Origin of the sequence: Nocardia carnea (assembly GCF_029869215.1) — a bacterium.
Classification (GTDB): Bacteria; Actinomycetota; Actinomycetes; order Mycobacteriales; family Mycobacteriaceae; genus Nocardia; species Nocardia carnea_B.
In genome coordinates, this window is record NZ_JARWPM010000427.1 from 12,411 (window position 1) to 35,239 (window position 22,829).

A 22,829-nucleotide genomic window follows, 5' to 3' on the forward strand; every position below is an offset into this window, starting at 1 on the left:
GTCGCGGCGGGTTCGCCCGAGGGGCCGGCGAATCAGCTCACGGCTTCGGCCGGTGCGCGAACCGACGCCAGCACCCCGCCGAGGATCTCGTTGAAACGGTCGATCTCCTCGACGCTGCCGAGATGCCCGGTGGGCAGCAGGTAGAACCCGGCCAGATTGCCCGATTCCCCCAGCCACTCCGCGATCTGCTCGGCATGTACGGCCGGGGTCATATCGTCGGCGGTGCCCGCGACGACGGTGGTCGGGACCATCAGGTGTCGCGCGGCATCGCCGAGATCCATTTCGACGAGCAACCGCCCGAACTCCGAGCGCACCCGGGCCCGGCAGGAGCGCACGATATTCAGCGCGAAGTCGACGGTTTCCCGGTCGGCGACCGGGCTCATGATCTGCCGTGCGAAGAGCCGGCGGACCGGCGCCACCGGCGGGAAGACGATCGTGGCGCTCAACCCGCCGCGGCCGAGCCACATCGGCAACGGCACCGCCCGGTTGAGCAGCGGCAGCGGCCGGTTGAAGAACGGCACCACCGTGGTCTCGGCGACCAGCGAATGCGGGCCGGTATTGGCCAGCAGCACCGCGGTGGCCTGAGCCGGCACGCGCTGCGGGTACTTTCCGGCCCAGGCCTGCAGTGTCATCGCGCCGAGGCTGTGGCCGACGAGGACGGCCCGCTGCCCGGGCCGCAGCACCGCGTCCAGGACCGCGCACAGATCGTCGGCCAGTAGATGGCAATCGAGCTGATCGGGTCGGCCGAATTCGCTCTCACCGTGCCCGCGCAGGTCGAACGCGATGATCCGGTACTCCCCGGCGAAGGCGTTGATCTGCGGCGTCCAGTATTCGAGACAGCAGGTCCAGCCGTGGATCAGTACCGCGGGCGGCGCATCAACCGGCCCGTAGGCGTGGACCCGGAGCCGGGCGCCGTCCGCGGCGCGCACATCGATGACCTGGTGTTCGATGCTCGGCGGGTTCAGTGCGGGATTGCGGTACCCGCCGCGGGTGCGCAGACCGGCCCGATGCACCTCGAACAGCCCATCGATTTGATGGGCGAGGGCGGTGAAAATTTTGGGCATCGTCGCACGCATCGACACACTCCTTTGTGTTACTGATTGACACAGTAATACTTGGAGCGGGCGGGTGCCAGCCACCTACCGGCGAGCGCGGCGCGCGCCGGCCGGCCATGAGTTCGGCTACCAGCGCGGGCCGCGCTGGACCTCGTCCACCTTCGGGCGCACATCGGCGAGGTAGATACCGGTCGCAATGATCGCGATGAAAGCCAGAAGACCCAGTCCGGGGAAACTCAGCAGCATCAGCAGCGCGGCCGCGCCGAGAATGCCCAGCCAGATCGGCTTCGTCAGTTTGTCGACCGCGGTGAACGCATCGGAGCGCTGGCGCACGGCGTGCACCAATGCGAAAACGGTCGCACCGGCCGCCAGAAGCCAGAGCGCGGCCATGATCCATCCGGTCAAGCCATACACCTGCTGCACGACACCATGATAGAAGCAGCGCCCCCGCGCACCACAGGTGCACGGGGGCGCGAGCCCATATCGGCGGGTCAGACCGATTTCGGCGCGGCCTTTTTCGCCGGCGTCTTCTTGGCCGGAGCCTTCTTGGCGGCGGGCGCCTTCTTCACCGCTTCCGGCGTGGGGGCCGGCGACGGGGCGGGCTCGGGAGCCGGCTCCACCACCTCGGCGTCGACCACATCGGCCGGGGCTTCGGTGGCGGGCTCCGGTTCGGTATCCGCGGCAGCCTTGCCCGGGCGGCCGATCAGGCCGTTCACCCGGCCCAGCACTTCCTCGGCCCGGCTGCTCGCGTCCTTGTACAGGCTCTCCACCCGGCCGACCTGCTCCTCGACCAGGTGATTCGCCCGCAGCCGCTCGACGGTTTCCTCGCCGCGTACGGCCAGATCCGAGTAGAGGTCGAGCACCTGACGGTAGTACTGCTCGGCCAGTTTGCGCAGTTCTTCGGTGGTGAACTTCTCCCGCAGCTCGGCCAGGTCCTCCGGCAGTTCCGAAGGCAGCTCGGCCAGCCGCGCCCGGATCTGCTCGAACTGGGTCTGCACATCGGCGGGCAGGCCGGCGAACCGCTCCCGGGCCTCGTCGACGCGGCCGTTGACGTCGGTGGCACGTTCGCGCACCTGGGTCACCGCGTCGAGTACGGCGGTGTAGACGGCATCGGTGGCCCCGACGGTGGCGAACAGCGGTTTCACGGTGGTGTTCTTCTGGGTCATTTATCGTTCTCCTGGCGTGGCGGAGCGTCGGTGATCGGTTGTGGAACAACGCTGTCCCGAACGGTCGTCTCGTCCGGCCCGTTCTCCCGGCGAAACGATTCGTAGATGTCCAGGAGCACCTGCTTCTGCCGCTCGCTGATCGACGAATCGGCCAGCAGCGCGTCCCGGACGGGACTGTGCGCCCGCTGCTCGAGATAGCCGGCGCGCACGTACAACACCTCCGAAGAAACCCGCAGCGCCTTGGCGATCTGCGTGAGTACTTCGGCCGAGGGGTTACGCAATCCGCGCTCGATCTGGCTGAGGTACGGGTTGCTGACCCCCGCCAGCTGGGCGAGCTGACGCAGCGAGACCTGTGCGGCCTCGCGCTGCGCCCGGATGAACCCCCCGATGTCCTGCGCCGCGTTCACGACGCGGGCCGCCTTGTCTCCGGCGCCGTCGGACACCGCCGGACCTTCGGTCCGTTGAGCGGAAACCTGGGGATGTTCGGCCATCACTCACCTTCTGGCGTTGTACATACGCAACGATAATTCAGGGTGCTAGCAATAGCAAGCACTTGTGCTAGCAGGGTTGACTGCGGGGCGAATCCGGGCTCAGCCACCGAACATCAGGTGCGAGACGGTGTAGATCGCCAGGCCCGCCAAACTGCCGACGACGGTGCCGTTGATCCGGATGAATTGCAGGTCGCGGCCCACTTGGACTTCGATCTTCTTACTGGCTTCCTCGGCGTCCCAGCGGGCGACCGTATCGCTGACGATGGTGGCGATCTCGTCGGCGTAGTTGGCCGCCAGATAGCGCGCACCGCGTTCGATCCATCCGTCGACCTTGGCGCGGGTTTCGGTATCGTCGCGCAACCGCTCGCCGAGCTGCTGCACGTTCTCCGCGACCTTGCGGCGCAGCGTGCTGTCGGGATCGTCGGCGGATTCCAGGATCAGCCGTTTGGCGGCCCGCCAGGTGGCCTCGGCCAGACCGGTGATCTCCTCGCGGCCCATGATCTGGGTTTTGATCCGCTCGGCCTTCGCGATCATGGTTTCGTCGAACTGCAGGTCGTGCGCGAACTCCTCCAGGAACCGGTTGGCGGCCAGCCGGACCTCATGGTCGGGGGTGGAGCGCACCTTCCAGGTGAACTCGACCAGCTCGCGGTACACCCGCTCCGAGAGCAGCACGTTCACGAACTTGGGCGCCCACTGCGGCGCCTCTCCCATGACGATTCGGTCGATCGTCTCCTGACTACCCAGTGCCCACTGATGCGCCCGTTCGGCCAGCAGATCCAGTAGCGGCAACTGGCGGTTGTCGGCCAGCAGTTCGGCCAGCACCCGGCCGATCGGCGGGCCCCACTGCGGTTCGGCGATCCGTTTCACGATCGTGTTATCGATCACCTGCTCGACATCCTCGTCGCGCAGCACCCCCACCACGGCCCGCAGGATCGTCGAACTCTCCTCGGCGACCCGCGCGGCATTACCCGGATTCGCCATCCAGCGCCCGACCCGCCACGGGATCTGCGCGGAATTCACCTTCGCGGTCACCACCTCCGGCGAGAGGAAATTGGTACCGACGAAATTGCCCAGGCTCGCGCCCAGCTGGTCTTTCTTACGGCGGATGATCGCGGTATGCGGTATCGGCAGCCCCAGCGGATGCCGGAACAGCGCCGTCACCGCGAACCAGTCGGCCAGCGCACCCACCATCCCCGCCTCCGACGCGGCGCGCACATAACCCACCCAGTCCCCCGCACCGCCGCGCGACTCCAGCCACCGGCACACCAGGTAGATCACGGTGGCCACCGCCAGGAACCCCGTGGCCACGGCCTTCATCCGCCGCAGATCACGCTTCTTGGCGACGTCGTCGGTGAGGGTGGCGAAGACACCCGGCGGTTCGGCCGTACCGCCGCGCGTGGGAGCCGCGGAAGCGGAATCGAGCACCGCACTACTGCCGGTAGCTTTCTGCATACCCCCATTCTGTGTCATTTGGTGCCGCCTCCGGCGGCACAGGGTTCGGGGCCCCCTTGGTCTCGTTCTTCACTCCGCCGCTCTGTGTTCGACTGCGCCGCCTCCGGCGTCGCCGGTCTGCGTTCGACTGCGCCGCCTCCGGCGTCGCCGGTTCGGGGCCCCCGAAGTCTCGCTCTTCACTCCGCCGCTCCTCCGCTTCGCTCCCCCGCTCTGTCGCTCCAGAACGAGACGGGCCCCGAACCAGAAATGTGGGCCATCCGCCGACGGTGTGGTCAGGATGAACCCCCATCCCAAGGGTGGCTCGTCGGACTCCGAACGCAACCACGAGGCCGCCGAGTTCAGCGAGGCGCTCAGAGGGCCCGTATACCCCGAACCCCCGCGCGCGCCAGCGCGCCAAAAACACATCCCTCTAGTTCACCGGAGGGCCGACGGGATGAGGGGCTCGTCCAGCAATCGGCGGAACCGGTCGGCCCGCTCATCCGCGTCCGCAGCGCGGTCCAGCCAGCCGCCCAGCAGTTTGTAGCCCTCCACGTAGGTGCTGATGTAGGCGCGCCACAGCGGAGAAGACAGGAAACGCAGCGACTGGCGGGCGCGGTCCGGTGTGGTCAGCGACCAGCGTTCCAGGAAGGCGGCCACCTCGTCGGCGTCCTTGCCCTGATCGTGCAGCATGAGCGCCGCGTCCTGGCGCACGCCGAGCAGTTGCGCCGACGCCTCGGACAGCCGTTCGGCGCGGTCGCCGTCGAAGCGCAGGCCCAGGTCCGCGTAGATTTCCTGGGCCCATTTCCCCCAGCCGGGGCCGATGATCGAACGCAACGCCAGATCGGCGAGACCTTCGGCCATCAGGCATTGCGGTGTGTTCACCAGGAAGATGGTCTGCTCGTCCTGGCCGGCGGCCACCAGCCCGGCCTCCTTGCGGCAGTGCTCGGTGTGATGTCCCGGATAGGCCTCGTGCGCGATGAGCTTGGGCAGCATCGCCATGTGCTGGCGCAGATCGGAGTTGATCGCGACCTTCGAGTGGTAGTTGCCGAGGTAGTAGTTGAAACCCGACCACGGTTTGTCGCCGACCACCTCGTAGGTGACGTGTTCGCTGTCGGGCAGCGGGTAGCGCTCACGCACCAGTTCGCGCAGTGCGCCGGAGAACGCGTGCACACAGGCCTCGAGCCGGTCCGGGGGGATCTCGTCGGCCTTGCGGTGGGCTGCCATCCGCTCGGCGAGCGGACCCGTACCGCCCAGCACCTCGTCGATCTTGCGATGCGCCTCCTGGTAATCGGCCGGATCCCCGGGGGCGATATCGACGTCGAAATAGGCGCGTACCTCGTCCACGAAGCCGATCTCGTCGCCCGCGAATTTGCGCGCCGAACATTCCAGTGCCCGCAGATGCACGTCGATGAACTCGGTCCGCTGCGGGCCCAGCCCGGCGGCGGGAAGTTCGGCGCGCAACCGGGCGGCGGTGCGGGCCAGTTCCCGGGGTTCGGGCCGCGGCGCGTTCTCCACCGCGTGCCGCAGCTGCGGATCGCCGGTGTAGGCGTCGACGAAACCTTCTTCGAGCCGGTCGAATGCCAATCCGAGCCGCAGGTATTCCGTTACCACAGGATGGGCTTGCATCCCTCCGACGATAGCGGTGAACCCGGTATCCCGCGGGCCTGCCCGTAACGCTCCGGGCCGGCTACCCGGATCGCCGCGCGGTGCTGTGGTTATATCAACCGGTAATGGACCCCCTCGTCGGTGTGCCCGTACCGGAGGCGCAGAATTCAGCCATGAGGGCACAGCCAGAGCGCCGGACCGGCCGCAGTCGAGGTCGCCGTGAGCGCGGCGTCTCCCGGGTACGGCACCGCGAGTTCGAGTGTCCGGCAGAGCGGAGCGCTGAGTAGATGGCCAAGGCGAGCGAGCCCAGTCCGTATGTGGAATTCGACCGGAAACAGTGGCGCGAACTGCGTAAGTCGACTCCGCTGGTGCTCACCGAAGAGGAACTGATCGGGCTGCGCGGCCTGGGTGAGCAGATCGATCTGGAAGAGGTCGCGGAGGTCTACCTGCCGCTCGCGCGACTCATCCACCTGCAGGTCGCCGCGAAACAGCGGTTGTTCGCCGCGACCGCCACCTTCCTCGGTGAAGCGCATCCGGACAAACAGGTGCCGTTCGTGATCGGGGTGGCCGGCAGTGTGGCCGTCGGCAAATCCACCACGGCCCGCGTCCTGCAGGCGCTTCTGGCCCGGTGGGATCACCATCCGCGTGTCGACTTGGTGACCACCGACGGATTCCTCTATCCCACGGCCGAACTCACGCGCCGCGGCATCATGCATCGCAAGGGTTTCCCGGAAAGCTACGACCGGCGCAAACTGCTGCGTTTCGTCACCGAGGTCAAATCGGGCGCCGAAGAAGTGTGCGCGCCGGTGTATTCGCATATCTCCTACGACATCGTGCCGGGCGAATTCCACTGTGTCCGCCAGCCCGACATCCTGATCGTCGAGGGCCTGAATGTATTACAGACGGGCCCGCGCCTGATGGTCTCGGACCTGTTCGATTTCTCGATCTATGTGGACGCCCGGATCGAAGATATCGAGAACTGGTACGTGCGCCGGTTCCTGAGCCTGCGCGCCACCGGTTTCGCCGACCCCCGGGCCCATTTCCACCACTATGCGAAATTCTCCGATTCCGAGGCGACCGCCGCCGCGAAGGACATCTGGAATTCCACCAACCGCCCTAATCTCGTGGACAATATCCTGCCCACCCGCCCCCGCGCGACCCTCGTACTGCGCAAGGACTCCGACCACAGCATCAACCGCCTCCGCCTCCGCAAGCTGTAGTAAGACCGGCGAGCCCGTGCAAGTCCCACCCGAACCCCCAGCGCACCCGGCAACGCCGAACCCAGCGAAGCCTTTGGCAGTCCACACAGCCGGAACCGAACCCGCCCAGCCGCACCGCCGGTTCAGCGATTCTCTCGCTGCGCACCGAACCCCAACGCGACCACGGCGGCGCCGAGTCTTACGAGACCCTGAAAAGTTCACATAACCCCGAAGCCCAACGCAATCACGGCGACGCCGAGCCTCACGAGACCCTGAAATGCCTACAGAACCCCGGAACCGGACGCGACTACGGCGGTGCCGAGTCCAGCAAGGCCCCCGGATGTCCGCAATACCGAACCCGAACGCAACCACGGCGACGCCGAGTCTTACGAAGCCCTGAAAGGTTCACAGAACCCCGAAACCGGACGCGGCCACGGCGGTGCCGAGTCCAGCAAGGCCCCCGGATGTCCGCAATACCGAACCCGAACGCAACCACGGCGGCGCCGAGTCTTACGAGGCCCTTGGAGGGTTTGGCCCGTGCCCGGGGGGGGGGGGCGGGGGCGCGCCCGGGCCCGCGCGGGCGGGGGGGGGGGCGGGGCCGGGCGGCGGGGGGGGGGGCCCCCCCCCCCCCCCCCCCCCCCCCCCCCCCCCCCCCCCCCCCCCCCCCCCCCCCCCGCGACCGGTTGTGTGCGGGTCCCTGGCGGAATCCTGAGGAAATTCGATATAACACTTTCCGAGAACGGCATTATCGGGCAACCTGGGTACTGCCGTGAACCACGCGCATGACCGTCACGACAGTTAGGGAAGCCGATGAAGTCCAAGGGTGCATTGATCTGGGATTACGCGCAGCCGTGGTCGGTCGAGGAGATCGAAATCGGCGATCCCCAGCAGGGTGAGGTGAAGGTGCGGGTGGAAACGGCCGGACTGTGCCAGTTCGACCAGCGCCTGGCCAGCGGCGATGTACCCACCGCCGAATTCCCGATTCTCGGGGGGCACGAGGGCGCCGGGGTGATCGTGGAGGTCGGCACCGGGGTGGACCAGCTCGCCGTGGGCGATCATGTGGTCTTCTCCTTCATCCCGGCGTGCGGGATATGCCAATCCTGCCTATCGGGGCATCACAACCTCTGCGACCGGGGACAGGACCTACTCAGCCGCGGCGCGGTATCCGACGGCACCTTCCGTATCCGCGCGCGCGGCCACAATGTGCATCCCACCTCCCTGATCGGCGCCTTCGCCCCCTACGCGGTAGTGCACAAGAGTTCGGTGGTCAAGATCGACCCGACCATACCGTTCGATATCGCCTGCCTGGCCAGTTGCAGTGTCACCACCGGATACGGCGCCGTGGTCAATACGGCAACCGTCCGGCCGGGCGAGGATGTCGCGGTGATCGGCGCCGGCGCGGTGGGCACGGCGGCGGTACAGGCGGCGGTGATCTCCGGAGCGCGGCGAATCTTCGCGGTGGATCCCATCCAGGCCAAATGCACTCAGGCCGCGAAATTCGGGGCCACCCACACCTACTCCGATATCGATACCGCGATCGGCGCGATCGAGGAGGTGACCGGTGGGCAGATGTGCCGGACGGTGATCGTGGCGGTCGGCCGGTGCGACGGGCACGATCTCGCCAAATGGATGCGGATCACCGCCAAGGCCGGTAGTTGTGTCCTGGCGGCCACCGGCGATGCCGCGGAGACCAATCCGCGGATGAACCTTTCGGCGCTGACCTTCCAGCAGAAGAGCCTGTGTGGCACCCTGTTCGGCGGCGGGAACCCGCAGTTGCTGATCCCCGAAGTGCTGGCGCTGTACAAGCTCGGCGATCTCGGGCTCGGCGATATGATCACCCGCGAGTATTCGCTCGACCGGATCAACGAGGGTTTCGCCGATATGCTCGCGGGCCGCAATATTCGCGGCATCATCCGGTTCACCGACGCCGATCGCTGACCGGCGCCGGTGCGGCCGGATCAGAACACGACCCGGCTCACCGCCTCCGCGATCACGGCGGGCTTGCTGCCGCCCTCGGTTTCCACGGTGTGCTGCACGACCAGTTGCAGCGCACCGCCGGCCACCTCGGTCGCATCCACCAGCACCGCGGTCGAGCGCACCTTCGCCCCCACCGGGACCGGGCTCGGGAAGCGGACCTTGTTGGAGCCGTAGTTGATGCCCAGTTTCGCGTTCGCGAACGTGAAGATCTGGGAGGTGAACAGCGGCAGCAGTGAGAGCGTCAGATAACCGTGCGCGATGGGCCCGCCGAACGGGCTCTCCCGTTTCGCGCGTTCGGGATCGACATGGATCCACTGGTGGTCGCCGGTGGCCTCGGCGAACTGGTCGACCATCTGCTGGGTGACCTCCACCCAGTCGCTGGTGCCGAGGGTCTCTCCCACTGCCGCCAGGACCTCGTCCTTACCGGTGAATGTGCGCACAGTTGTCTCCTTCGATCCCGTGCCGCGCGCTGTCGCGACATCGCAACTCCACTAATAGGTATTCCGCACTCGGCGCCGGAGTTCAACCCGAACTGAGACATTTTCCAGATGAGTCGCAAATAGGCGGTATTACCCGCGGTCGGCACAGCACGCCGAATACCACGCCCACGCCGACCGGGCCGCGGCCGACCCATTCAGCGGGGCAACCCGTACGCTCGTTATGCTACGGCCGGTCATCGGATGAATCCGTTGGACCGCGCTCGGGCACAGTCGCCCTCGACGTTTCGCGGCGGCGCGGCCGCCGGGCCCCGCCGACCCAGGAGATCGCTACATTGACCGTGCTCACCGTCGGACTGGTCGCGGTCGCCGGGTTCTTCGCCGGATTGGTCGGCTACGTCACCGGTATCGCTTCCTTGATCTCCTATCCGGCGCTGCTGGCCGCCGGATTGTCCCCGGTATCGGCGAACGTGACCAATACCGTCGCGATGGTCGCCGTCGGCGCGGGGTCGACAGCGAAGGCGGGCGCCGCTGTCGCCGGTAACCGGCGGGCCCTGCTCCTGCACGCGGGCTGCGCCGCCCTCGGCGGGCTCGGCGGCGCAGCGTTGCTGCTGACCACCCCCGCCGAGGTGTTCGACGCCCTCGTCCCGGTACTCATCGCATTCGCCTCGGGCAGCCTGTTGTTGCAGCCCAAACTGCGCGAACTCGCCGGCAACCGGACTTTTCCCCGGATGTACCCGCTGGCGACCGCGGTCGTGGCGCTCTACGGCGGATACTTCGGGGCCGGAGTGGGAGTGATGTTCCTGGCGCTGATCCTGGTCTGCACCTCCGAGACGATCTGGCGGGCGAGCGTGCTCAAGAGTGTGCTCACCGGGGTAGGCAACCTCGTCGCGGCCGTCGGCTTCGCGCTTTTCGGGCCGGTGCACTGGGTCGCGGCGGCCGCCATGGGGCTCGGCGCGTTCGCCGGCGGCTGGTTCGGGCCCGCGCTCGTCGCGCGGCTGCCACCGGCCGGTATGCGGATCGGTGTCGCGCTCTGCGGGTTCGGGCTCGCGGGATATCTGGCCCTCGGCTGAATCCGCTCCGGGCGACCGGTCAGGCCGCGGGGTCCAGGACGATCTTGATGGCGCCGTCGTCCTTGGCCTGGAACATGCGATACGCGTCCGGGGCGGCGGACAGCGGCAGGTGGTGGGTCGCGAAGGTGTCGACACCCAGCGGATCGCTGTCGTCGAGCAGCGGCAGGATATCGCCGGCCCAGCGCTTCACATTGGCCTGGCCCATCCGCAGCTGGATCTGTTTGTCGAACAGCACGCGCATGGGCAGGGGATCGGCCATCCCGCCGTACACGCCGATGATCGAAATCGTGCCGCCGCGGCGGACGATATCGATCGCCGCGTTCAGGGCGGCGAGCCGGTCCAGGCCCACCGTGTTCATCGCCGGTGCTGCCAGCGCGGACGGTAGATACGAGGCAGCGCGCTGGGCCTCGGCCGCCAGCGGCGACCCGTGCGCTTCCATCCCGACCGCCTCGATCACCGCATCACTGCCCCGGCCCTCGGTGCGGTCGCGGACGGCGGCGGTCAGCCGCGCGCCGCCGACGGCACGCAGGTCGATGGTGTCGATCCCACGGGCGGCCGCACGATCCAGTCGTTCCTCGACGAGATCCACCCCGATCACCTGCAGCCCCCGGTGGTGCGCGATCCGGGCCGCCATCTCACCGATCGGCCCGAGTCCCAGAACGGTGACCGAACCCCCGTCCGGCACCGCGGCGTATTCGACGGCCTGCCAGGCGGTGGGCAGCACATCGGAGAGGAACAGGTAGCGGGTATCGCCGGGGCCGTCCGGCACCCGGATATGGGTGGAATCGGCGTACGGAACCCGCAGGTATTCGGCCTGACCGCCGGGGACCTGACCGTAGAGCTTCGAGTAGCCGAACAGTGCCGCCCCGCAGCCCTGCTCTCGCACCTGAGTGGTTTCGCATTGGGTCATCAGACCCTGCCGGCACATCACGCATTCGCCACAGCTGATCTGAAACGGCACCACCACCCGGTCGCCGGCGGACAGTCCGGTGACCTCGGAGCCGACCTCCTCGACCACACCGATCGCCTCGTGCCCGAGCACATCGCCCGGCGTCATATACGGCCCGAGCAGTTCGTACAGATGCAGATCGGAACCGCAGATCGCGGTGGAGGTCACCCGGACCACGGCATCACCCGGTTCCCGGATCCGCGGTTCGGCGATATCGCGGACCTGCACATTCCGTTTGCCCTGCCACGTCACAGCCTGCATTTCGCCACCTCGACCTCCGGGTTCGACTGCGCCCTCGGCGCACACACCGTCGTGCGCGCGCGCCGAGGGGCTGGACCCGACGCGGCTACCCCGGTCCCCTCCCGGTAAACGTCCGGGGCAGGCAGCCGACCGCCGTGTTGCGCGCCGTGGGTCGCGGTCTGGTTCCGGGCTACCGGGGTGATCGGGTCCGGCAGCTCCCGCAGGCACGCGCAGGGAACGAACCGCCCGGAATCATCGCGACTCCCCCGCTCCCAGGAATTGCCGGAGCCGGGATATCTCCGCGTCCAGTGCCCGGGCGAACGCTGTGCTCTTGGGCGCGCCGTCGGCGAAGCCCACCTCGACCTCGCTGCCGGGCCCCGCACAGTTGACCCAGCCGATCACCCGGTCCCGCCAGAGCAGCGGCATCGCGTAGTAGCCGCGGACCCGTTTCGCGACCGGCGTGTAGGCCTCGAATCGGTAGTCCCAGCCCCAGATCCGGCCGAATCGCTTACGGTCCCATACCAGCGGGTCGAACGGGGCCAGGAACCGCACCCGGGCCGGCGCTTCCCGGTCGGTGGGGACCAGGTCGGCCGGCCACAGATAGCGCACACCGTCGACGGTGCGGGCGTCCAGGTCGCCGGTGGCGAGGAGTTCGCGCACGGTCGCCGAGCCCGTGGTGTCACCGATCCGGCGCACAGCCCGGTTCACCGTGGCGGTGAGGGTCGATTCCGCCGCCGGGGCCAGGGTGCGCGCGATCCGCAGGGCCAGTGCGCGGCGGCGCTCGCCGGAGTCGAGGGTTACGTCGTGCGGCGCCGCCACCTCGTAGCGCCGGACGCCGGACACCCGGTCCGCGACGCGCAGCAGACCGTAATGGTGCAGCTCCTCGAGCAGTACGGTGGTGGCCGAGGAGGTGCCGCCCCAGGCGTTGACGACGCCGCGATGCCCGAATTCGGTCTGGAGTTCCCGCGGGTGGACCACCCCGCGGTCTCGGACGAAGGCGAGCACGTCCGCCGAGAACGTGTCGTGCGGGTAGGCGCCGTTCGCCGCGCGTGGGTGCCGCCGCGGATGGAGCAGCGGACGCAGCCGGGGCACGGTATAGCCGTAGGCGTAGAGGACGTCCTCGTCGATACCGAGCTCCCGGTAGCGGCGGTCGAGATCGCCGGCCCGGTAACCACGGACGCGCTGGCGCAGGATCAGGTCCTGGGCGCGGGCCGGGGCGCGGATGGGATCGGCTTGGACGAATTCCAGCTCGGCCAGGGCGCCGGCCAGCGTGCCGGGAGTACGGGGCAACGACCAGGACACCGCGTTCGCGCGCAACCATGCCGACGACATGCCGCGAGACTAACTGCGCCCTACGACATCCCGTCCCGGCCGCCGCCCGCCGCTTCGGCCGCCCCGGTGATATTGCGCGCCATACCGCCGAAGATCACCGCGTGGAACGGGGCGATCGCCTTCCAGTACAGATGGCCCGTGAGCCCGTGCGGTTCGAAAACCGCCCGCTGCCGGTAGACCGCGCCGCCCGCCACCGGGCGCACACCCAGTTCCAGCCAGGCCCGTCCGGGTAGCCGCATCTCCGCCCGTAACCGCAGCAGCGTGGGGCGTTCGATGCGTTCCACCCGCCACCAGTCCAGCGCCTCGCCCTCGTGCAGCCGGTGCGGATCGCGGCGGCCCCGGCGCAGCCCCGCCCCGCCGGCCAGCCGGTCCAGCCATCCGCGCAGCGACCATGCCAGCGGGAACGAATACCAGCCGTGTTCGCCGCCGATGGCCTCGATCACCGCCCACAGTGCCGCGGGATCGGCGCGGGTGCGACGCTCGCGGATATCGCGGTAGACGCTGCCACCCGACCAGTCCGGGTCGGTGGGCAGGGGTTCGGAGGGGTCGGGAGCCCCCGGACCCGCATCCGACCAGCGGGTCGGCACCGCCGAATCCCTGATCTTGGTCAGGGCCAGCTCGACCGCGCGCCGGTAGCCGGTCGGCCCCGGTTCCGGGTCGGGGATATGCGCCGCGATCTCGTGCTCCGCGCAGACCACGTCGTGTACCAGCGATTCCATCAGCGGCACCGCGATCGCCTTGGGTACCGGGGTCACGAGGTTCACCCATTGTGCCGACAACCACGGGGTGAGCACCGGCACCGGCACGATCAGCCGCCGCGGCAGGCCCGCCACCTGGGCGTATACGCGCATCATCTGCTCATAGGTGAGCACATCCGGCCCACCGATATCGAACGTTCCGGCCACGCCCGCGGGCATATCCGCGGCCCGGGTGAGGTAGTACAGGACGTCGCGGACCGCGATCGGCTGGATCCGCGACCGGACCCAGCGCGGAGTCACCATCACCGGCAGGCGTTCGGTGAGATAGCGCAGCATCTCGAAACTGGCGGAGCCCGAACCGATCACCACGGCCGCCTGCAGCACGACGGCGGGCACCGGGCCCGCGCCCAGGATCCGGCCCACCTCCGCCCGCGACGCCAGATGCCGGGACAGCTCCTGTCCGGCCGGGGCTATGCCACCCAGGTATACGATCCGGCGCAGTCCCGCGGCGCCGGCCGCCCGGGCCACGAGGGTGGCGGCCCGGCGGTCGACCTCGTCGAAATCTGCCCGGGCCAGCGAATGCACCAGGTAGTACAGCACTTCCTGGCCGGCCAGCGCGGTACCGACGTCCCGCTCCGAGGTCACATCACCGCGGACGACCTCGACGCGGCCGAGCCAGGGCGCGTCCGTCAGCTTCCCCGGCGACCGCGCGAACACGCGCACGGAATGCCCTGCTCGCAACAGTTCCGGCACGAGCCGTCCACCGAGGTAACCGGTGGCACCGAACACCACACAACGCATGAGGTCTCCTCCGCTCCAGTCGCTCCGGGGCGCCGGTCGCAGTTCGCACGGGTCTCGGCACGCGGGCCGTCGTCGATCCGTTCGGCCGGCGCCGCTCACCTGTCCAGCCGGACGCGGGGAACCGAGGTCGCGGATTACGTGGTCCGCGCCGGACCCCGGCGTCGGGAGGACGCTCGGCGCGGGACGGCCGCGACCGTGTCCTGCCATCTGGCTCCGTCGTAGTGCTATCGCAGGCTATCGCCCGGAACCGTACTGCTGCACGAGACCACGCCCGAACTCCGCCGACCGGGTACCTGCGAAAGCCGGCAGCCCGGCCCCACCATCAGGCGCTCGGACGCGTCACGCCAGCACCACCCGGCCCGGCCGACGAGCCGGGGCCTACGAGCGGACACCGCCACCGCCGGCAAGCACCGCCCGAGCGGTGACCACCACACGGCCTCGACGGACCCGACGGGAGGCTCGCGGACCGAGCGAGACGGAACGGGAGCGCGGCCCGTTTGTGCGTTTGCGGCGGCGTCTACCGGGTAGCGCCCCCGGTATGCCCCCTTCCCTACGCTCTGTGCTCTCACCCCAGCTGATCACCACGCCTGTCACCGCCCTCTCCGGCGCGGTGCGTTCGGGAACGCAACGGGCGGTCGAAACGGGACGACAGGTGGTGGAAACACCGCTGCGGACCGCGGAGAAAGTGGTCGATACCGCGGCGTCGGGTATCGCGCCGCTGCTACCGGGGCGGGGCGGGGCCTTGCGCGACGATCTGGCGGCCCTGCTCGACCCCCGGGATCAGCGCGCGCAGCGCCGGGTCGCGCTGTCGGAGGATACGGCCACCATCGAGATCAAAGGTCTCGACGACGGCCACCGCTCCGCGGTCACCCGGGCCCTGGACCAGCATCTCGGCCGGCTGCGCGGCGTGCAGTGGTGGCGGGTCAACGCCGTCACCGGCCGGATTGTCACGGCCCTGTCCAGCGGGGCCGATCTGGACCGCCTGCTGGCCGAGATCGAGGAGGTCGAGCGGGAATCCGAGGTCGCCGATACCGGCTGGAGTCGCACGGCCACCGAATTCCCGGCCGACCGCGAGCCGGTGCTCGCGGCCGCGATCGAGGTCGCGGGCGATCTCTGCGCCATCGCCATTTCCGCGGCCGGCACCGTTCCCCCGATGCGCGCGTTCATGCACGGGGTGCGCTCGGTGGCGGCGTTCACCGATGCCCAGCCCCGGCTACGCCGCCATCTCGAGGAGCGGCTCGGCAGCACCCGGACCGACCTGCTGCTGGCCGTCGCCAACGCCGCCGGTACCGCGCTCGGTGAGGGCGCGGCCGGCGGAGTGAGCAATCTGGTCGCCGATACCGTGCAGCGCGGTTTCGCGCTCACCGAAGCCGTTGCCCGGCACGCCCAATGGCAGGCGTGGCAGGCCGAGATCGCGGATGCCGACCACTTCGGTGTCGACAAACCGCTCCCGGGGTTCACCAGGCCCGTCGAGATGCCGCAGGGCCCGGTGGAGCGGGTCGCCGACGAAACCGCCGCCGCGGCGTTCGGTGGCGCCGCCACCCTCGCCGGGCTCGGCCGGGCCCAGGATATGGCCGACGCACTGGTGCTCGGCGCGCCGAAAGCGGCCCGCGCCGGCCGGGAAGTGTTCGCCGCCACCGTCTCCACCGCATTGGCCGCCGACGGTGTACTCACCCTGCATCCCAGCGCATGGCGGCGCCTGGACCGCCTGACCGCCCTCGTCGTCGACGCCGAAGCGCTGGTCACCGAACGGCGGGTGGTGCTCGAGGCCGACAGCGCCGACGCGGACTGGCCGGCGGCACGGGTCTGGAGCACCGCGCAGCGATTGCTGTGGCAATCCGAGGATGCGGGTACCGCCGATCGGGACGAGCAGCCGCTGCGGCTGGTGCACCCGAATTCCGGCACCCGCGACCGTGGCACCACGACCCGGCCGGTCGAGCGAGAACTACGTGCCGGCGGCCGGGTGGTCGGGAAGGTTCTGGTCGGCCGGGAACTCGATTCCCGCGCGCACGGGGTGCTCGCCGCGGCCCGCCGCACGGGACTGCGCGTGGTCCTCGCCGGGCACCGCGACGCCGCCGAACTCCGCGGGCTCGCCGACGAATTCGTCTCCGCGCGCGGTTCGCTGAGCGGTCATGTGGAGCGGCTGCAGCGCGACGGCCATGTGGTGGCGGTGCTGAGTACACGCGCGCACAAGGCGCTCGACCACGCCGATATCGCCCTCGGACTGGTCGGATGTGAAGGCGGGGAGATCCATGTGCCGTGGTCCGCGGATCTGCTGTGCCGCAATCTCGGGCAGGTGCGGCGCATCCTGGCGGCGGCCGGGCCGGCGCGGCAGGTCAGCGAGCGCGGCCGCACCTTGGCGCTGTCGGCGTGCAGTCTCACGGGGCTGATCCTGGCTGCCGCGCCCGCCGCCCGGTCGCGACCCGCCCCCATGATCGCCGCGAACTTCGCCGGCCTGTTCAACGGTGCGGTCTCGGGACTGAACGCCGCGCGGGCCGCGACGGACGGCGTCCGCGCACCGCTGCTGCCCTGGCATGCGCTGGAACCCGGCGAAGTGCTGTCCCGGCTCCCGGAACCACCGGATCCGGAACAGCGGTGGACCGAGGAACCGGCAGGCCGCGCGGCACTACCGAACGCGGTCGCGCCGGTGCTGGCCTACCTCGGTCATATGCGCCGCGAGCTGGCCGATCCGCTGACCCCGATCCTCGGGGTGGGCGCGGTGGCGACCGCGATTCTCGGCGCACCTTCGGATGCCGTACTGCTGTCCTCGGTCCTCACGGTGAACGCGATGATCTCGGCCCGGCAGCGGCAGGCGGCGGAGAACGAACTGCAGGAACTCATCGAAGGTGAACGGCTGACCGGCCGGGTGATCGACCGGGCGGAGATCGACGACGCCGACCCGGCGGTGGCCGAACTGCCCGCGGACTGCCTCGAGGTCGGCGATGTGATCGTGCTGCGCGCGGGCGAAGTGGTGCCCGCCGACGCCCGGTTACTGCGCGTCGACGACCTGGAAATGGACGAATCCGGGCTCACCGGTGAATCGGTGACGGTGCCCAAGAAGATCGAACCGACACCCGGCGCCGCGGTGGGCGATCGCTCCTGCCTCGTTTTCGAGGGCACGACCGTGGTCAGCGGGTCGGCGGTGGCGGTGGTCGTCGCGGTCGGCGCCGATACCCAGGCGGGCCGGGCGACCGCTGGCGCGGTGCCGCCGGACAAGGGCGGTGTGCAGGCGCAGCTGCGGTCGCTCACCGACCGCGCCCTGCCGTTGACCCTGACCGGCGGCGCCATCGTGACCGCCCTCGGCGGCCTCCGCGGCCGCACCTTGCGGGCGGCGATCGCCGACGGTGTCGGCGTGGCGGTGGCGGCGGTACCGGAGGGCCTGCCCCTGGTCGCCACGGTGGCACAGCTCGCCGCGGCCCGTCGGCTGTCCCGTTACGGGGTTCTGGTCCGCGCCAATCGCGCGGTGGAGGCGCTCGGCCGGGTCGACGAACTGTGTTTCGACAAAACCGGAACCCTCACCGAGGGCAGGCTACGGCTCACCGCCCTCGCCGATCTGGACGGGCAATGGCAGCCCGGCGACGATTCGGCCACCGCGCGGCGGCTGCTGCGCGCCGCCGCCCGCGCCTGTCCCGAGCCCGACGACGGTCCGGTGCTGCACGCCACCGACCGGGCCGTCCTCGATGCCGCCGCCGAATCGCTGGGCTCCGACGCCCACCCCTGGGATCCGCTCGACGAGATCCCGTTCGAATCCAACCGCGGGTACGCCGCCGCGTTCGGGCAGACCGCGCACAAACTGCGCCTGATGGTCAAGGGGGCGCCGGAGGTCGTGCTGCCGCGCTGTACGCGGGTGCGCACCGGGACCAAACCCGATCCGGCGCTGTCGGACGAGCTGCGGGAACGCGCCGACACGATGGTGCACCGGCTCGCCGAGCAGGGCCTGCGGGTGCTGGTGGTGGCCCGGCGGGATCTGCCGGAACATCCGGACGATATGGAGGACGCGGTCGAGGAACTCACCCTGCTCGGGTTCCTGGGTATCGCCGACACCCCGCGCCCCCAGACGCCGTATCTGGTCCGCGCGCTCCAGGAGAACGGAGTCGGGGTCCGCATGATCACCGGCGACCATCCGGTCACCGCGGCCGCGGTCGCCCGGCAGCTCGGCATCACCGTGGATACGGTCACCACCGGCGCCGACCTCGAGAAACTGGACGACACCGAACGGACCGCCCTGATCGAACGCAGTACCGTCTTCGCGCGGGTCGATCCGGAGCAGAAGGTCGGGATCGTCACCGCCCTGCGGCGTAGCGGCCATGTGGTGGGCATGACCGGTGACGGCAGCAACGACGCCGCCGCCATCCGCACCGCCGATATCGGGATCGGGATCGCGGCGCACGGTTCGGCTGCTGCCCGTAATGCCGCCGATCTGGTGCTCACCGAACCGGACCCGCGGGCCCTGCTGCACGCGCTGGTCGAAGGGCGCAGTATGTGGCAGCGGGTCGCGGACTCGGTGGCGGTGCTGGTGGGCGGTAATGCCGGCGAGATCGCGTTCACCCTGTTCGGGACCGCGGTCGGCGGCCGCGCACCGCTCGGGACCCGGCAGTTCCTGCTGGTGAATCTGCTGACCGATATGTTCCCGGCGCTGGCGCTCGCCCTGGCCGGCGGCCAGGAGGGCGTGGCGCCGGAAGACGACCCGGACTGGGTCGAACAACGAGCCCGGCAGCTCGCCGAGATCCCGCCGGCCGATCTCGGCGGCGATCTGATCCGCACCATCGCCGTCCGCGGGGTCGCCACCGCGACCGGGGCGTCGGCCGCCTGGATGGCCGGCCGTTATACCGGCACTCAGCGGCGCGCGGATACGATCGGCCTCGTCGCGCTGATCGGCACGCAGCTGGGCCAGACGCTGGTCGCCGGGTACCGCAGTCCCCTGGTCTGGCTCACCACCGCCGCCAGCGGTGCGGTGCTGGGCGTGATCGTGATGACTCCGGGGCTGGGTGCCTACTTCGGCTGTACTCCGCTCGGGCCGATCGGGTGGTCCATCGCGACCACTGCCGCCGCGGGCGCCACCGCAGGTGCCGCACTACTGCCGCGGCTGCTCCCCGCTGTGGACACCGAGACCGGCGAATCCACCGCCCTTCCCGGTGCGGAACAGGATGCGATCGCCCCGTCTCCCCGGGCCACCGACGGCGAACCCGCGGATACCGAGGCCGTCGAGTCCGGTCCCGCGACCGACGCGTAACGGCCGAGAGGGGCCCCGGGTGTATCGCCCGGGACCCCTCGGAGCGGCCTGTTCAGCGACGGTCGTCGCGGTCGGTGCCCTCGGTCTCGATCCGCTCCTTGCGGACGGTATCGGAAACGGTCTGCTCGTCCTCGACCTCGTCGACCGCGAGACGCACCCGCTCGACGGGGACGGATTCCTTGTTCACGGTCACCCGCTCTTCGTGCAGGGTGACCTCCTGCTCTTCGTCACCCAGGTCGGCGTGCACGGCGCCCGGATCGGTGATCGGTTCGCGTTCGACGTGCACCTCCTCATGGGTGGTGGGCACGGTGACGGACTGTTCCTCGGTGACCACATACTTGCGCAACCGCGCCCGGCCGGTCTCGTGCTGCTCCGTGCCGACGTCGAGCTGCTCCTCCGAACGCACCATGGATTCCCGGTCGGTGGGGCCGGCAGTGGTTCCCCCCGCGGCGGTACCCATTCCGGCGGCGGTGCCCATGCCGGCGGTGGTTGTCTCCGTACCGGCTGTATCGCCGCCCGGCCGCTGGGCGTGGCGCCCGTAGTCGTCCCAGCCCGATCTGCCGGGGTCGATTCCGTAGTGGACGAACAACTCGTCCTCGGATTCCTGGCTGATCAGGCCGTCGTGTTCGAGATGCGGGGCGGTTTTCACCGCATCCTTGTGCACCCGGACCTGCAACTCGCGGGTGTCCTGCCGCAGTTGCGCGCCGGCCAGCGGGACCAGTGAATCGTCACGGAAGAGCCCCGTGCTCACCGACGCCCAGGTCGGTGCGCCGGAGGCATTGTCGACGTAGACCCGCTTCACCTTGCCGATCTTGTCGCCGTCCAGGTCGTAGACGGCGTCACCGATCAGTTCTTCCACCTGCTGAGCCATGGTTCCTCCTTGCTTCTCGGCCGATCCGTGATCGGCGGACCGAGTCGCACCTCCGGGACCGGATCCGGGCTCGGGCGCTTCGGGGGTGGCCCCCGGCCGGCCCGGCACGATCGCCGGACGACTCGGTGTGCTCGCCGCGCCCGGTGATCGTGACCACCTGGGTCACGGCGCCGGCTCTTTTCCGGTAGCCGCCGGACGCCCTGGGTGAGCGCCGATCGGCTACATCCACGGCAACTACCCGGCATACCGATGGGCAAACAGATCCTACGGAGAATTCCCGGCATTTCGGGCGCCACCTTGGACATACCCAGCCCACACGCGCAACGGAAAACCTCCAAATAAACGCAGTTCACACGCCACCGCAGCGGTAGGGCGACGACTTCGGCGGCCCCCCCTGCCCAATCGTCCTTCGACCGCTCGCCTCAGCACGGGCGAACAGCAAGATCACAGCGATCTGTTGGCAACTCGAATGCTCGGTCGTACCCTGCACCGTGCGGGCGCCGCTGCCGCACGGTGTCCCGGTCTCCGTACCCGCGACCCGGCCGGGGCACCGGAATCGCGAGCGGCCACTACCGCGCCGGTGCGGGCATACTCGACGGGTGAGCTCCCCGACTGCCTCCAAGCCCGCCATTCTGAGCGTCGACGACGATCCCGGAGTGTCGCGGGCGGTCGTCCGCGACCTGCGCCGCCGCTACGGCGCCGACTACCGCATCCTGCGCGCCGAATCGGGTCCGCAGGCCTTGGAGGCGCTGCGCGAGATGAAATTGCGCGGCCAGCCCGTGGCGGTGCTGATCGCCGATTTCCGGATGCCCGGGATGGACGGGATCGAATTCCTCGAACAGGCCATGGACCTGCATCCCTTCGCCCGGCGCGTACTGCTCACCGCGTACGCCGATACGAACGCCGCGATCGACGCCATCAACGTCGTCGACCTCGACCACTACCTGCTCAAACCGTGGGATCCGCCGGAGGAGAAGCTCTACCCGGTCCTGGACACCCTGCTCGACGCCTGGCGCAGCAGCGACCACCGGCCGGTGCACGGCACCAAGGTCATCGGTAATCGCTGGTCACCCCGGTGTTCGCAGATCAGGGAGTTCCTGGCCCGTAATCAATTGCCGTACCGCTGGTACCTGGCCGACGAACCCGAAGGCGCGCGATTGCTGCAGGCCGCCGGCGCCGATCCGCGCCGGTGTCCCGTGGTGATCACCGAGACGGGCGGGGCGCTGGTCCAGCCCAGCGACAGCGAACTCGCGGAAAGCGTGGGGCTGAGTACCCGGCCGGCCGAGGATTTCTACGACCTCATCGTCGTCGGTGGTGGACCGGCCGGGCTGGGTGCCGCGGTGTACGGCGCGTCCGAGGGGCTGCGGACGGTACTGGTCGAACGCACCGCGACCGGCGGCCAGGCCGGGCAGAGTTCCCGGATCGAGAACTATCTGGGCTTCCCGGACGGTCTGTCCGGGGCCCAGCTGGCCGACCGGGCCCGCCGCCAGGCCGCCAAGTTCGGCGCCGAGGTGGTCACCACCCGTGAGGTGGTGGGGCTCGAGGTGCAGGGATCGGCGCGCGCGGTCCGCTTCGCCGACGGCGGGTCGCTGTCGGGCCATACCGTCATCATCGCCACCGGTGTGGACTACCGCCGCCACCCCGCCCCGGGCGTAGACGAATACACCGGGCGCGGCGTGTATTACGGTGCGGCGATGACCGAGGCGGCCGAATGCGCCGGGCACGACGTCTATATCGTCGGCGGCGCGAATTCGGCGGGCCAGGCGGCGATGTACCTGTCCCGGCACGCCCGCACGGTCCATCTCGTGGTCCGCGCCGATTCGCTGGACAAATCCATGTCGCACTATCTGATCCAGCAGATCGCGCAGGTCCCCTCCATCCGGGTACACACCGAGACCGAGGTCGTCGCGGTGGACGGTGCCGATCATCTGCATACGGTGGTGCTGCGCGACAACCGGACCGGTGCCGAGGAGAAGGCCCCCGCCGAGCGGCTGTTCCTGTTCATCGGTGCGGCACCGCAGACCGGCTGGCTCGACGGCGTGGTGCACCGCGATACCGCCGGTTACGTCCTGGCCGGCCCCGATCTGCTGGTGGACGGCGCCCGGCCACCGGGCTGGGAGCTCACCCGGCCACCCCATCATCTGGAGACCAGCGTGCCGGGGGTTTTCGTGGCCGGTGATGTGCACGCCGAATCCGCCAAACGGGTGGCCTCGGCGGTCGGCGAGGGCGCCATGGCGGTCATGCTCGTACACCGGTACCTGGCCTAGGAGG

The 22,829-nt window shown here is 69.6% G+C and carries 16 protein-coding genes; 5 read left to right on the forward strand and 11 right to left on the reverse strand.

Features of this window, described 5'->3' with window-relative positions:
* Positions 1–32: 32 nt before the first annotated feature.
* The 6 genes from QH276_RS31695 to QH276_RS31720 form a co-directional block, all read right to left on the reverse strand.
* The gene (locus QH276_RS31695) at positions 33–1,076 is read right to left on the reverse strand and encodes an alpha/beta fold hydrolase (protein WP_280401375.1); all 1,044 of its coding nucleotides are present in this window, start codon (positions 1,074–1,076) and stop codon (positions 33–35) included.
* A 105-nt stretch (positions 1,077–1,181) separates the two neighbouring features.
* The gene (locus QH276_RS31700) at positions 1,182–1,478 is read right to left on the reverse strand and encodes a DUF2516 family protein (protein WP_280401374.1); all 297 of its coding nucleotides are present in this window, start codon (positions 1,476–1,478) and stop codon (positions 1,182–1,184) included.
* 68 nt (positions 1,479–1,546) lie between these two features.
* The gene (locus QH276_RS31705) at positions 1,547–2,221 is read right to left on the reverse strand and encodes a heparin-binding hemagglutinin (protein ID WP_280401373.1); all 675 of its coding nucleotides are present in this window, start codon (positions 2,219–2,221) and stop codon (positions 1,547–1,549) included.
* Positions 2,218–2,712, reverse strand: a complete 495-nt coding sequence (locus QH276_RS31710) for a helix-turn-helix domain-containing protein (RefSeq protein ID WP_280401372.1) — start codon at positions 2,710–2,712, stop codon at positions 2,218–2,220. Before QH276_RS31710 ends, QH276_RS31705 begins: the two co-directional genes overlap by 4 nt.
* Before the next feature lie 99 nt (positions 2,713–2,811).
* The gene (locus tag QH276_RS31715; RefSeq protein WP_432278713.1) at positions 2,812–4,164 is read right to left on the reverse strand and encodes a DUF445 domain-containing protein; all 1,353 of its coding nucleotides are present in this window, start codon (positions 4,162–4,164) and stop codon (positions 2,812–2,814) included.
* A 414-nt stretch (positions 4,165–4,578) separates the two neighbouring features.
* Positions 4,579–5,769 carry a DUF885 domain-containing protein gene (locus QH276_RS31720; protein WP_280399643.1) on the reverse strand — a complete coding sequence of 397 codons (1,191 nt, stop codon included), beginning with the start codon at positions 5,767–5,769 and terminating at the stop codon, positions 4,579–4,581.
* A 266-nt stretch (positions 5,770–6,035) separates the two neighbouring features.
* Between QH276_RS31720 and coaA the strand changes: the two genes are divergently transcribed.
* Together coaA and QH276_RS31730 are read left to right on the forward strand one after the other, a co-directional pair.
* Positions 6,036–6,968, forward strand: coding sequence for a type I pantothenate kinase (gene coaA, locus QH276_RS31725; protein WP_280399642.1), 933 nt, complete (start codon positions 6,036–6,038; stop codon positions 6,966–6,968).
* Between the two features lie 789 nt (positions 6,969–7,757).
* Entirely contained in the window at positions 7,758–8,885 is a 1,128-nt protein-coding gene (locus QH276_RS31730) for an NDMA-dependent alcohol dehydrogenase (protein ID WP_280397290.1), read from the forward strand.
* Positions 8,886–8,905: 20 nt separating this feature from the next.
* Here the strand turns inward: QH276_RS31730 and QH276_RS31735 are convergent, their stop codons facing one another.
* Positions 8,906–9,364 carry a MaoC family dehydratase gene (locus QH276_RS31735; protein ID WP_280397289.1) on the reverse strand — a complete coding sequence of 153 codons (459 nt, stop codon included), beginning with the start codon at positions 9,362–9,364 and terminating at the stop codon, positions 8,906–8,908.
* 332 nt (positions 9,365–9,696) lie between these two features.
* On the opposite strand from QH276_RS31735, the gene QH276_RS31740 reads away from it, so the two are divergent.
* The gene (locus QH276_RS31740) at positions 9,697–10,434 is read left to right on the forward strand and encodes a sulfite exporter TauE/SafE family protein (protein WP_280397288.1); all 738 of its coding nucleotides are present in this window, start codon (positions 9,697–9,699) and stop codon (positions 10,432–10,434) included.
* A 19-nt stretch (positions 10,435–10,453) separates the two neighbouring features.
* Here QH276_RS31740 and QH276_RS31745 read toward each other — a convergent pair whose 3' ends face one another.
* From QH276_RS31745 to QH276_RS31755, 3 genes are all read right to left on the reverse strand, one after another.
* On the reverse strand, positions 10,454–11,644 hold the full coding sequence (locus QH276_RS31745; RefSeq protein WP_280397287.1) for an alcohol dehydrogenase catalytic domain-containing protein: 1,191 nt from the start codon (positions 11,642–11,644) through the stop codon (positions 10,454–10,456).
* 231 nt (positions 11,645–11,875) lie between these two features.
* A complete protein-coding gene (locus tag QH276_RS31750; protein ID WP_280397286.1) occupies positions 11,876–12,955 on the reverse strand; it encodes a DNA glycosylase AlkZ-like family protein in 1,080 nt (359 codons plus the stop codon).
* A gap of 20 nt (positions 12,956–12,975) precedes the next feature.
* The gene (locus QH276_RS31755) at positions 12,976–14,454 is read right to left on the reverse strand and encodes an SDR family oxidoreductase (RefSeq protein WP_280397285.1); all 1,479 of its coding nucleotides are present in this window, start codon (positions 14,452–14,454) and stop codon (positions 12,976–12,978) included.
* Between the two features lie 559 nt (positions 14,455–15,013).
* On the opposite strand from QH276_RS31755, the gene QH276_RS31760 reads away from it, so the two are divergent.
* Entirely contained in the window at positions 15,014–19,687 is a 4,674-nt protein-coding gene (locus tag QH276_RS31760) for a cation-translocating P-type ATPase (protein ID WP_280397284.1), read from the forward strand.
* 52 nt (positions 19,688–19,739) lie between these two features.
* Here the strand turns inward: QH276_RS31760 and QH276_RS31765 are convergent, their stop codons facing one another.
* A complete protein-coding gene (locus tag QH276_RS31765; RefSeq protein WP_280397283.1) occupies positions 19,740–20,558 on the reverse strand; it encodes a PRC and DUF2382 domain-containing protein in 819 nt (272 codons plus the stop codon).
* A gap of 599 nt (positions 20,559–21,157) precedes the next feature.
* Between QH276_RS31765 and QH276_RS31770 the strand changes: the two genes are divergently transcribed.
* Positions 21,158–22,825, forward strand: coding sequence for an FAD-dependent oxidoreductase (locus QH276_RS31770; protein WP_280397282.1), 1,668 nt, complete (start codon positions 21,158–21,160; stop codon positions 22,823–22,825).
* Positions 22,826–22,829: the final 4 nt, after the last annotated feature.